The following is a 12,116-nucleotide window of genomic DNA, read 5'->3' on the forward strand; positions in this document are numbered from 1 at the left end:
TATTACTTGAAGCGGTGTACGTTCGACAGCTGCTTGTTGACGCTGAAGTTCTTGCGATACAGCAGTGCCATCTTGCCGATGACCTGGACCAGGTCCGCTTTGCCGACCTTGCACAGTTCTGCAATGGCGGCCAAACGCGCTTCGCGGTCAAGGATGTTGACCTTGATCTTGATCAGTTCGTGATCGCCCAATGCGCGTTCCAGTTCGGCTAACACACCTTCAGTCAAACCGTTGTCTGCCACAATCAGAACTGGTTTCAGATGGTGGCCAATGGATTTGTACTGTTTCTTCTGCTCTTGAGTGAGCGGCATAATCTGACCCCTGCGTCTGATCTTGTAAAAAGCGGCGGCCAGTTTACCCGAGCGAGTCCGGGACCGCCCAGTTAATCACGACCCGTTTTATTTTCGAGGTGGCCCGTGGCCCGTTCCAAAACCAGTCTTAAGTGGCTACAAGAACATTTCAACGATCCTTACGTCAAAAAGGCGCAAAAGGACGGCTACCGTTCCCGGGCCAGCTACAAGCTGCTGGAGATCCAGGACAAGGACAAATTGATTCGTCCTGGTATGAGCGTTATTGACCTTGGCGCAGCCCCTGGTGGCTGGTCCCAAGTGACCAGTCGTCTGATTGGTGGGCAAGGTCGATTGATCGCATCCGACATCCTTGAGATGGACAGCATCCCGGATGTGACCTTTGTACACGGCGACTTCACTCAGGACACGGTGTTGGCCGAGATCCTCGAGGCTGTGGGAAATTCGCAGGTAGACCTTGTGATTTCCGACATGGCCCCCAATATGAGTGGATTACCGGCCGTTGATATGCCGCGCGCTATGTTCCTGTGCGAGTTGGCACTGGATCTGGCGGGTCGGGTTTTGCGTCCGGGCGGTGATTTCCTGGTGAAAGTCTTCCAGGGCGAAGGTTTTGACGAGTACCACAAGAACATCCGCAAGCTGTTCGACAAGGTACAGACGCGCAAACCTGACTCTTCGCGAGACCGGTCGCGCGAGCAATACCTGCTGTGCCGCGGCTTCCGTGGTGTTGAAGGGGCTGAGAGCGAAGAGCGTTTTTGAGGAATTCGAGGAGGGTGATAGGTTTTTTTATATCGCTTTCGTCACGAAGCTTTACGAATATTGTGTAGTCAAAGTTTCACAAAGGGTTACAGACGGCGCCTGCCAGAGTTGTAGGTAATGTAGTAAGTTAGGCCGGTGAATATCATGCGAAGCGCGCGCCACTAGCGGAGCTTGCTTCAGAGGGTAGTTAATTGAACGATATGGCAAAGAATCTGATCCTGTGGTTGATCATCGCGGCTGTCCTGGTGACGGTGATGAACAACTTCTCCAGCCCTAACGAGCCGCAGACCCTCAACTATTCCGACTTCATCCAGCAAGTTAAGGATGGCAAGGTCGAGCGCGTAGCGGTTGATGGCTACGTGATCACCGGCAAGCGCAACGATGGCGACAGCTTCAAGACCATTCGTCCGGCAATCCAGGACAACGGTCTGATCGGCGACCTGGTGGATAACCACGTAGTGGTTGAAGGCAAACAGCCTGAGCAGCAGAGCATCTGGACTCAGTTGTTGGTAGCGAGCTTCCCGATCCTGGTGATTATCGCCGTGTTCATGTTCTTCATGCGCCAGATGCAAGGTGGTGCGGGAGGCAAGGGCGGGCCGATGAGTTTCGGCAAGAGTAAGGCGCGCCTGCTTTCCGAAGATCAGGTGAAGACCACCCTGGCTGACGTCGCAGGTTGTGATGAAGCCAAGGAAGAAGTCGGCGAGCTGGTTGAGTTCCTGCGTGACCCGGGCAAGTTCCAGCGCCTGGGCGGCCGCATTCCTCGCGGCGTGCTGATGGTCGGTCCTCCGGGTACCGGTAAAACCTTGCTGGCCAAGGCAATTGCCGGTGAAGCCAAGGTGCCGTTCTTCACCATTTCCGGTTCTGACTTCGTCGAAATGTTCGTCGGTGTCGGTGCCAGCCGTGTCCGCGATATGTTCGAGCAGGCCAAGAAGCACGCGCCGTGCATCATCTTCATCGACGAAATCGATGCCGTGGGTCGCCATCGTGGCGCCGGCATGGGTGGCGGTCATGATGAGCGCGAGCAGACCCTCAACCAATTGCTGGTTGAGATGGACGGCTTCGAAATGAATGATGGCATCATCGTCATCGCCGCGACCAACCGTCCGGACGTACTCGACCCGGCGTTGCTGCGTCCAGGCCGTTTCGACCGTCAGGTTGTGGTCGGTCTGCCGGATATTCGCGGTCGTGAGCAGATCCTGAAAGTACACATGCGCAAAGTGCCAATGGGTGACGACGTGGCTCCGGCCGTGATTGCCCGTGGTACGCCAGGCTTCTCCGGTGCCGACCTGGCCAACCTGGTCAACGAGGCTTCGTTGTTCGCTGCCCGTACCGGCAAGCGCATTGTTGAAATGAAAGAGTTCGAACTGGCCAAAGACAAGATCATGATGGGCGCCGAGCGCAAATCCATGGTCATGTCCGAGAAAGAGAAGCAGAACACCGCTTATCACGAAGCCGGTCACGCCATTGTTGGTCGCGTTGTGCCTGAGCATGACCCGGTCTACAAAGTGTCGATCATTCCTCGTGGGCGTGCGCTGGGTGTGACCATGTTCCTGCCGGAAGAGGATCGTTACAGCCTCTCCAAGCGGGCGCTGATCAGCCAGATCTGTTCGCTGTATGGCGGCCGGATTGCTGAAGAGATGACGCTTGGCTTCGACGGTGTGACCACCGGTGCTTCCAACGACATCATGCGTGCCAGCCAGATCGCACGGAACATGGTGACCAAGTGGGGCTTGTCGGAAAAACTCGGTCCTTTGATGTATGCCGAGGAAGAAGGCGAAGTGTTCCTGGGGCGTGGTGGTGGCGGTCAAGCTGCCAGCTTCTCGGGTGAGACGGCCAAACTGATCGACTCCGAGGTGCGCAGCATCATTGACCAGTGCTACGGGACGGCCAAGCAGATCCTGACGGATAACCGCGACAAGCTGGATGCAATGGCCGATGCGCTGATGAAGTACGAAACCATTGATGCCGATCAGATCGACGACATCATGGCGGGTCGCGCACCGCGTGAGCCTCGGGATTGGGAAGGTGGTTCGGGCACTTCGGGCACCCCGCCTGTGGTGCAGAACGAGCGCCCTGAAGCCCCGATCGGCGGCCCCGCAGCTGACCACTAAGGTTTGAAATGACTTCTGTGCTGTCCTCCACCCGGTTGCCTTGCGGCAACCGGGTTCTTGATTTGGCCCATACGCATGTCATGGGCATTCTTAATGTAACCCCCGATTCTTTTTCTGACGGCGGCCGCTTCAGCCAGCAGGATGCCGCGTTGCGTCATGCCGAGGCGATGGTGGCGGCCGGCGCGACACTGATTGATGTCGGTGGTGAGTCAACTCGGCCGGGCGCTCGCGTGGTTTCCCCCTTGGAGGAACTTGAGCGGGTTGCGCCAATCGTCGAGCGGATTGCCCGTGAGCTGGACGTGATCATTTCGGTGGACACCTCGACTCCCGCCGTAATGCGCGAGACGGCGCGCCTCGGTGCCGGGCTGATCAATGATGTGCGCTCCCTTCAGCGTGATGGCGCCCTGGATGCGGCGGCGGCCACCGGGCTGCCGGTGTGCCTTATGCATATGGTGGGAGAGCCCGGCAATATGCAGGACAGCCCGCACTACGATGATCTTGTGGGGGAGGTGAGTGGGTTTCTTGCGCAAAGAATGGCTGAGTGCACCAAGGTGGGTATCGCCGCCGAACAGATTATCCTGGATCCCGGGTTTGGCTTCGCCAAGACCCTGCAACACAACTTGAGCCTGTTCAAGCATATGGAGGCCTTGCACGCACTTGGTCGACCCCTGTTGGTCGGCGTGTCGCGCAAGAGCATGATAGGGCTGGCCCTGAATCGCCCGGTGGGTGAGCGGTTGTACGGTGGCCTGGCGTTGGCGGCACTTGCCGTGACCAAGGGCGCGCGTATTTTGCGGGTGCATGACGTCGCCGAGACCGTTGATGTGGTGCGCATGCTGGCCGCGGTAGAATCAGCCGAATAAGAATGATGGAGCACTTATGACTAAAAAATATTTTGGCACCGACGGTATTCGTGGTCGGGTCGGCGAATTCCCGATTACTCCTGATTTTATGCTCAAGCTGGGTTGGGCGGCCGGTATGGCGTTCCGCAGCATGGGCGCTTGCCGCATCCTGGTGGGCAAAGACACCCGCATCTCGGGTTATATGTTCGAATCTGCGCTGGAGGCGGGGCTGTCTGCCGCAGGCGCCGATGTCATGCTGCTGGGGCCCATGCCGACACCTGCAATCGCTTACCTGACGCGTACCTTCCACGCTGAAGCCGGTATCGTGATCAGTGCCTCGCACAATCCCCATGATGACAACGGCATCAAGTTCTTCTCGGGCCAGGGCACCAAGCTGCCGGACGAGATCGAACTGATGATCGAAGAGTTGCTGGATGCGCCGATGACCGTGGTTGAGTCCAGCAAGCTGGGCAAGGTCTCGCGTATCAATGATGCCTCGGGCCGTTACATCGAGTTTTGCAAGAGCAGCGTGCCGACCAGTACCAATTTTGCCGGCCTCAAAATTGTTGTCGACTGCGCTCACGGTGCAACCTACAAAGTGGCTCCCAGCGTATTCAAGGAGCTGGGCGCCGATGTGACGGTGCTGTCGGCCCAGCCAAATGGTTTGAACATCAACGATAACTGCGGCTCGACGCATATGGAGCAGCTGCAGGCTGCTGTCCTGGCTGAGCACGCTGACCTCGGCATTGCCTTCGATGGCGACGGTGACCGCGTATTGATGGTGGATCACACCGGCGCAGTGGTGGATGGCGATGAGCTGTTGTTCATCATTGCCCGCGACCTGCATGAGCGTGACAGGCTGCAAGGCGGTGTGGTTGGCACGCTGATGAGCAACCTCGGGCTCGAGTTGGCCTTGGCCGAGCTGGGGATTCCGTTTGTACGCGCCAATGTCGGTGACCGCTATGTCATCGCCGAGTTGCTGGAACGTAACTGGCTGGTGGGCGGAGAGAACTCGGGGCATGTGGTTTGCTTCCAGCACACCACCACGGGCGATGCCATTATTGCTGCGCTGCAGGTGCTGCTGTCGTTGCGTCGTCGCAAAGAGAGTCTGGCTCAAGCGCGCCAGGCGCTGCGCAAATGCCCGCAGGTTCTGCTGAATGTGCGCTTTGCCGGTGGCGAAAACCCTATCGAGCACCCTGCTGTCAAAGACGCCTGTGAGCGTGTGACCCTCGCAATGGCGGGGCGTGGCCGCGTGTTGTTGCGCAAGTCCGGCACAGAGCCGTTGGTGCGTGTCATGGTCGAAGGCGAGGACGAAACGCAGGTTCGCGGCCACGCCGAAGACCTGGCAAAACTGGTAACTGAAATTTGCGCCTGAATTCGGCTTGCCAGTGATGATGTGGTTGGGTAACATCTGCGCCCACTTTGACCGACGAGGTACAGCATGCGTCGCACTATGGTAGCTGGTAACTGGAAGATGCACGGTACCCGCGCCAGTGTCGCTGAGCTGATCAATGGCCTTCGTCACTTGGCCTTGCCTGGCGGTGTTGATGTTGCGGTTTTCCCGCCTTGCTTGCATATCAACCAAGTGGTTGATGGCTTGAAAGGCAAGTCGATTCAGGTCGGCGCGCAGAACTCTGCGGTGGAACCCATGCAAGGTGCGTTGACCGGTGAGATTTCACCGAGTCAGCTGGTTGATGCGGGTTGTTCCTATGTGCTTGTCGGGCACTCCGAGCGCCGTCAGATGATGGGCGAGCGTGATGGGACACTCAATCGCAAGTTCGCAGCGGCACAGGCTTGTGGCTTGATTCCCGTGTTGTGCATAGGGGAGACCCTGGAGCAGCGTGAATCGGGCAAGACTCTGGAGGTTGTCTCGCGTCAGCTGGGCAGCATCATTGAGGAGCTGGGTGTTGGTGCATTTGCAAAGGCAGTAATCGCTTACGAGCCGGTCTGGGCCATTGGCACCGGGCTGACTGCTACACCGCAACAGGCGCAGGATGTGCACGCAGCCATTCGCGCGCAGTTAGCGGCAGAGAATTCTGAAGTCGCACAAGGTGTGCGGCTTCTATACGGCGGCAGCGTGAAGGCGGCCAATGCGGTCGAACTGTTCGGCATGCCGGATATCGATGGGGGGCTCATTGGTGGAGCTTCCCTGAATGCAGATGAGTTCGGTGCGATCTGTCGCGCCGCGGGAAACTGAAAAAATGCTGGAAACAGTCGTAGTCGTTTTTCATCTGTTGGCTGCCCTGGGCGTAGTTGCCCTGGTTTTGTTGCAACAGGGTAAAGGTGCGGATGCTGGTGCGTCTTTCGGTGCAGGTGCTTCAAATACTGTGTTCGGAAGCCAAGGTTCCTCTACCTTTCTTAGTAAGTTTACTGCTATACTTGCCGCCGGTTTCTTCATAACCAGCTTGGGGTTAGGTTACTTTGCTAAAGAGAAAGCTCATGTGCTGACTCAAGTAGGTCTCCCAAACCCAGCAGTGTTGGAAGTACCAAAAGCAAAACCGGCTTCTGATGATGTCCCGGTGCTTCAAGAGCAAAAGTCGGCTACTCCAGCGACTGACGTACCTCCAGCTCAAGAGCAGAAGTAAGAAGGGTTGTAAACGCTGTATTGCCGAGGTGGTGGAATTGGTAGACACGCAACCTTGAGGTGGTTGTGCCCATAGGGTGTAGGGGTTCGAGTCCCCTTCTCGGTACCAATTATCAGGAGAGCCCGCTGTTGCGGGCTTTCTTGTAGGTGGAAGGTTACATTGACCCTGTAAGGGATCGGTCGTATACTTCCGCCCCAGCTTTGTCGCGGGGTGGAGCAGTCTGGTAGCTCGTCGGGCTCATAACCCGAAGGTCGTCGGTTCAAATCCGGCCCCCGCAACCAGTTTTAGCGGAGCCCCTTTTAAGGGGCTTTTTGTTAGCTGGACACTTTCAACGCCGCTGTTCGACGGCGTTTCAAGGATGGGCGTTTCGCCCATTTTTTTATTTTGCACAGCATGCACATACATGCGCGAGGGGGTTCAGGTGTCGAGCAAGCTAGAAGAGTTGCAGGCCTTGCTGGCCCCGGTGGTCGTGGCCCTAGGCTATGAATGCTGGGGTATTGAGTTTTCGGCTCAAGGTCGCCACTCAATGTTGCGCGTTTATATCGATAAAGAGGGCGGTGTGCTGGTGGACGATTGTGCCATTGTCAGCCGTCAGATCAGCGGTGTGCTGGATGTTGAAGATCCAATCGCCGTTGAATACACCCTCGAAGTTTCCTCGCCAGGCATGGAACGCCCACTGTTCACTATTGATCAGTTTGCAAAATTTGCCGGTGAACAAGTGAAGATCAAGCTGCGCTCTCCCTTTGAAGGGCGACGCAACTTTCAGGGCCTTCTGCGCGGTGTAGAAGAACAGGATGTCGTGGTGCAGGTAGAAGACCATGAATTCCTGTTGCCGATCGATATGATCGACAAGGCCAACATTATTCCCAGTTTTGACTGAGACGCGGATCCCGCGGATCCAATGGCTTGCGAAAGGCGAGGCGTACGATGAGCAAAGAAGTACTGCTGGTTGTTGAGTCGGTATCCAATGAAAAGGGCGTACCGGCAAACGTGATTTTTGAAGCGCTGGAGCTGGCCCTGGCCACTGCTACCAAAAAGCGTTTTGAAGACGAAGTTGATCTGCGTGTGGAAATCAACCGCCACACCGGTGCCTATGAGACTTTCCGTCGCTGGACGGTCGTCGAAGAAGCCGATCTTGATGATCCGGCCATCGAAACCTGGCCGAGCAAGGTTGCGCAAACGCATCCGGGCGCCCAGGTCGGTGATGTCGTCGAAGAAAAGATCGAGTCGATCGAGTTCGGCCGTATTGCTGCACAGACCGCCAAGCAGGTTATCGTGCAGAAGGTTCGCGAAGCTGAGCGCGCTCAAGTCGTTGACGCTTATCGCGAACGCCTGGGTGAGATCATCTCCGGCACCGTGAAAAAAGTGACCCGCGACAACGTGATCGTCGACCTGGGCAACAACGCCGAAGCGTTGCTGGCCCGCGAAGACATCATCTCTCGCGAAACCTTCCGTGTCGGCGTGCGTCTGCGTGCGCTGCTCAAGGAAATCCGCACCGAGAACCGCGGCCCTCAGCTGATCCTGTCGCGTACCGCGCCGGAAATGCTGATCGAGCTGTTCCGCATCGAAGTGCCGGAAATCGCCGAAGGCCTGATCGAAGTCATGGCTGCGTCCCGCGACCCGGGTTCGCGCGCCAAGATCGCGGTCCGCTCCAAGGACAAGCGCATCGACCCGCAAGGTGCCTGCATTGGTATGCGCGGTTCGCGCGTCCAGGCAGTGTCGGGCGAGTTGGGCGGTGAGCGTGTGGACATCGTTCTGTGGGACGATAACCCGGCGCAGTTCGTGATCAACGCCATGTCGCCGGCTGAAGTGGCGGCAATTATCGTTGACGAAGATGCCCATGCAATGGACATCGCCGTTGGCGCAGACAATCTGGCTCAGGCCATTGGTCGTGGTGGTCAGAACGTGCGTCTGGCCAGCCAACTGACCGGCTGGACCCTGAACGTGATGACCGAATCGGACATCCAGGCTAAGCAGCAAGCTGAAACCGGTGACATCCTGCGCAACTTCATCGAAGAGTTGGAAGTCGATGAAGACCTGGCACAGGTACTGGTTGATGAAGGCTTCACCAGCCTGGAAGAGATTGCCTACGTACCGTTGGAAGAAATGCTCAACATCGACGGCTTTGACGAAGACACCGTCAACGAGCTTCGCGCTCGGGCCAAGGATCGCTTGTTGACTAAAGCCATCGCTACTGAGGAAAAGCTGGCAGACGCCCATCCGGCCGAAGACCTGCTCTCGCTTGAGGGTATGGACAAGGATTTGGCGATGGAACTGGCGGTGCGCGGCGTAATTACCCGCGAAGACCTGGCCGAGCAGTCTATTGACGATCTGCTCGACATCGACGGCATTGACGATGATCGTGCCGGCAAGTTGATCATGGCCGCCCGAGCCCATTGGTTCGAGTAACTAGGCGCGGCCTGAGGAGAGAAGTGCATGACGCAAGTCACGGTGAAACAACTGGCCGATGAGGTCAAAACACCGGTAGAGCGCCTGTTGCAGCAGATGCGTGAGGCAGGTCTGCCGCACACCGCCGCCGATGAAGGTGTGAGCGATAGTGAGAAGCAGTCTTTGCTGACTCACTTGAAGAGCAGCCACAAGGCGAAAGTGGAAGAACCGCGCAAGATTACATTGCAGCGCAAAACCACCAGCACCCTGCGTGTTGCTGGTAGCAAGAGCATCAGCGTTGAAGTACGCAAGAAGAAAGTCTTCGTACAGCGCAGCCCGGAAGAAATCGAAGCCGAGCGCAAACGCGAGCTGGAAGAGCGTCGCGCAGTAGAAAATGCTGCTCGTCAGAAGGCTGAAGAAGAAGCCAAGCGTCGCGCCGAAGAAGAAGCGCGTCGCCAGCCTGCTGCTGCGCAACCTGCTGGTACTGAAGCGGTCGCCACGCCTAGCGCTCCTGTAGAAGCTGTGCGTGAGGCCGCTCCGGTTGCCGCCGCTCCGGCTCCAGCAGCTGATCGCAAGCGCGACGAACCTCGTCGTCCGGACAAACCACGTGCCGACGACAACAATCGTCGCAGTGGCGGTGGTGATGGCGAGCGTAAAAACGCTCCGCATCGCGCTTCGGTCAAAGAGAAGGCGCCGGCTCCACGCGTTGCCCCACGTACTACCGACGAAGAAAGCGATAGCTTCCGTCGTGGTGGTCGCGGCAAGGCCAAGCTGAAAAAGCGCAACGCCCACGGATTCCAGAGCCCAACCGGCCCTGTCGTGCGTGATGTGCAGATCGGCGAGACCATTTCTGTTGGCGATCTCGCCAATCAGATGTCGGTCAAGGCCGCTGAAATCATCAAGTTCATGTTCAAACTGGGTACTCCAGCGACCATCAACCAGGTACTTGATCAGGAAACTGCTCAACTGGTAGCCGAAGAACTGGGCCACAAAGTGACCCTGGTCAGCGACACCGCCCTGGAAGATTCCCTGGCCGAGTCCCTGAAGTTTGAAGGTGAGACGTTCTCCCGTGCGCCAGTTGTGACCGTAATGGGTCACGTTGACCATGGTAAGACATCGCTGCTCGATTACATCCGTCGTGCCAAGGTAGCTGCTGGCGAAGCCGGCGGTATCACCCAGCACATCGGTGCATACCACGTTGAAACCGAGCGCGGCATGGTCACCTTCCTGGACACCCCTGGCCACGCTGCGTTTACCGCAATGCGTGCTCGTGGTGCCAAGGCGACTGACATCGTGATCCTGGTAGTTGCAGCGGACGACGGCGTGATGCCGCAGACCATTGAAGCTGTTCAGCACGCCAAGGCCGCTGGTGTTCCACTGGTAGTTGCAGTGAACAAAATCGACAAGCCGGGCGCCGATCTCGATCGCATCCGTAGCGAACTGTCGGTGCACGGCGTGACTTCTGAAGAGTGGGGCGGTGATACGCCGTTCGTTTCGGTTTCGGCGAAAGTCGGTACCGGTGTAGACGAGCTGCTCGAAGCTGTTCTGCTGCAAGCTGAAGTCCTGGAACTCAAAGCAACGCCATCGGCCCCGGGTCGCGGTGTTGTGGTTGAATCGCGTCTCGACAAAGGTCGTGGCCCGGTTGCAACCGTTCTGGTTCAAGACGGTACCCTGCGCCAGGGCGACATGGTCCTGGTCGGTTCGAACTATGGCCGTGTACGTGCCATGCTCGACGAGAACGGCAAGCCAATCAAGGAAGCCGGTCCTTCCATCCCGGTCGAGATTCTCGGCCTGGACGGTACGCCGGACGCTGGCGACGAGATGAGCGTGCTGTCTGACGAGAAGAAAGCCCGTGAAGTGGCTCTGTTCCGTCAAGGCAAGTTCCGCGAAGTCAAACTGGCTCGTGCTCACGCCGGCAAGCTGGAAAACATCTTCGAGAACATGGGCCAGGCAGAGAAGAAGACGCTTAACATCGTCCTCAAATCTGACGTTCGTGGTTCCCTCGAAGCGTTGAACGGCGCCTTGAACGGCCTGGGTAACGACGAAGTGCAAGTGCGCGTTGTGGGTGGCGGTGTCGGTGGTATCACCGAGTCCGACGCCAACCTGGCACTGGCTTCCAACGCTGTACTGTTCGGCTTCAACGTGCGTGCCGATGCTGGCGCTCGCAAGATCGTCGAGCAGGAAGGCCTGGACATGCGTTACTACAACGTCATCTACGACATCATCGAAGACGTCAAGAAAGCCCTTACCGGCATGCTTGGCAGCGATGTCCGGGAGAACATCCTGGGTGTTGCCGAGGTGCGTGACGTGTTCCGCTCGCCGAAATTCGGTGCGATCGCCGGTTGCATGGTTATCGAAGGTACTGTGTACCGTAACCGTCCGATCCGTGTACTGCGTGAAGACATCGTTATCTTCGAAGGCGAGCTGGAATCTCTGCGCCGCTTCAAGGATGACGCTTCCGAAGTACGTGCCGGCATGGAATGCGGTATCGGCGTCAAGAGCTACAACGACGTCAAGGCTGGCGACAAGATCGAAGTCTACGAGAAGGTCCAGGTTGCTCGCAGCCTCTAACTCGCGCACTTCCGGAGCCACGTTGCGTGTGGGCATGCAAATGCCCCGCGCAGCGTACGGACTCTAAACGCAACGCCCGGTCTGGCTTTTGTCAGGCCGGGCGTTTGCCGCTTTCAGACCCCACGGGTTTCACCGTGTGGCAGTAACAGGTAACAAGACATGGCAAAAGAATACAGCCGTACCCAACGTATCGGCGATCAGATGCAGCGTGAGCTGGCCCAACTGATCCGTCGCGAAGTCAAAGACCCGCGCGTTGGCCTGGTCACCATCACCGCCGTTGAAGTGAGCCGTGACGTGGGTCACGCCAAGATCTTCATCACCGTGATGGGGCAGGACAACAGCGAAGAAATCGCGCAAAGCATCAAGGTGCTCAATTCGGCTGCCGGCTTCCTGCGTATGCAGTTGGCCCGTGAAATGAAGCTGCGCAGTGTTCCCCAGTTGCACTTCCACTACGACGAAAGCGTCGTGCGTGGTGCGCACCTGTCGGCACTGATCGAGCGCGCCGTGGCTGAAGACAGCCAGCACCCGTCCACACCTGAAGACGCCAAGGAGTAA

The 12,116-nt window shown here is 57.6% G+C and carries 11 protein-coding genes and 2 tRNA genes; 12 read left to right on the plus strand and 1 reads right to left on the minus strand.

The window, feature by feature from the left end; translation table 11 throughout:
* Positions 1-2 precede the first annotated feature (2 nt).
* The gene (locus BFP92_RS00765) at positions 3-311 is read right to left on the minus strand and encodes a YhbY family RNA-binding protein (protein ID WP_017139256.1); all 309 of its coding nucleotides are present in this window, start codon (positions 309-311) and stop codon (positions 3-5) included.
* A 105-nt stretch (positions 312-416) separates the two neighbouring features.
* On the opposite strand from BFP92_RS00765, the gene rlmE reads away from it, so the two are divergent.
* The 12 genes from rlmE (at position 417) to rbfA (ending at position 12,116) form a co-directional block, all read left to right on the plus strand.
* On the plus strand, positions 417-1,067 hold the full coding sequence (gene rlmE, locus BFP92_RS00770) for a 23S rRNA (uridine(2552)-2'-O)-methyltransferase RlmE (RefSeq protein WP_017139255.1): 651 nt from the start codon (positions 417-419) through the stop codon (positions 1,065-1,067).
* Positions 1,068-1,267: 200 nt separating this feature from the next.
* Entirely contained in the window at positions 1,268-3,178 is a 1,911-nt protein-coding gene (ftsH, locus tag BFP92_RS00775; protein ID WP_032865933.1) for an ATP-dependent zinc metalloprotease FtsH, read from the plus strand.
* A gap of 8 nt (positions 3,179-3,186) precedes the next feature.
* The gene (gene folP / locus BFP92_RS00780) at positions 3,187-4,038 is read left to right on the plus strand and encodes a dihydropteroate synthase (RefSeq protein WP_065911179.1); all 852 of its coding nucleotides are present in this window, start codon (positions 3,187-3,189) and stop codon (positions 4,036-4,038) included.
* A gap of 16 nt (positions 4,039-4,054) precedes the next feature.
* The gene (glmM, locus tag BFP92_RS00785; protein ID WP_065911180.1) at positions 4,055-5,392 is read left to right on the plus strand and encodes a phosphoglucosamine mutase; all 1,338 of its coding nucleotides are present in this window, start codon (positions 4,055-4,057) and stop codon (positions 5,390-5,392) included.
* A 66-nt stretch (positions 5,393-5,458) separates the two neighbouring features.
* Complete coding sequence (gene tpiA / locus BFP92_RS00790; RefSeq protein WP_043051841.1) at positions 5,459-6,214, plus strand: triose-phosphate isomerase; 756 nt, start codon at positions 5,459-5,461, stop codon at positions 6,212-6,214.
* A 4-nt stretch (positions 6,215-6,218) separates the two neighbouring features.
* Positions 6,219-6,602, plus strand: a complete 384-nt coding sequence (secG, locus tag BFP92_RS00795; protein ID WP_010206600.1) for a preprotein translocase subunit SecG — start codon at positions 6,219-6,221, stop codon at positions 6,600-6,602.
* Between the two features lie 22 nt (positions 6,603-6,624).
* A tRNA-Leu gene (locus BFP92_RS00800) sits at positions 6,625-6,710 on the plus strand.
* A 96-nt stretch (positions 6,711-6,806) separates the two neighbouring features.
* A tRNA-Met gene (locus tag BFP92_RS00805) sits at positions 6,807-6,883 on the plus strand.
* A 140-nt stretch (positions 6,884-7,023) separates the two neighbouring features.
* Positions 7,024-7,482, plus strand: a complete 459-nt coding sequence (gene rimP / locus BFP92_RS00810) for a ribosome maturation factor RimP (RefSeq protein WP_032865935.1) — start codon at positions 7,024-7,026, stop codon at positions 7,480-7,482.
* Between the two features lie 47 nt (positions 7,483-7,529).
* The gene (nusA, locus tag BFP92_RS00815; RefSeq protein ID WP_043051766.1) at positions 7,530-9,011 is read left to right on the plus strand and encodes a transcription termination factor NusA; all 1,482 of its coding nucleotides are present in this window, start codon (positions 7,530-7,532) and stop codon (positions 9,009-9,011) included.
* A 27-nt stretch (positions 9,012-9,038) separates the two neighbouring features.
* Positions 9,039-11,561 carry a translation initiation factor IF-2 gene (infB, locus tag BFP92_RS00820; protein WP_065911181.1) on the plus strand — a complete coding sequence of 841 codons (2,523 nt, stop codon included), beginning with the start codon at positions 9,039-9,041 and terminating at the stop codon, positions 11,559-11,561.
* A 159-nt stretch (positions 11,562-11,720) separates the two neighbouring features.
* On the plus strand, positions 11,721-12,116 hold the full coding sequence (gene rbfA / locus BFP92_RS00825; RefSeq protein WP_003176137.1) for a 30S ribosome-binding factor RbfA: 396 nt from the start codon (positions 11,721-11,723) through the stop codon (positions 12,114-12,116).

The organism is Pseudomonas sp. 58 R 3 (genome assembly GCF_900006605.1).
Classification (GTDB): Bacteria; Pseudomonadota; Gammaproteobacteria; order Pseudomonadales; family Pseudomonadaceae; genus Aquipseudomonas; species Aquipseudomonas salomonii.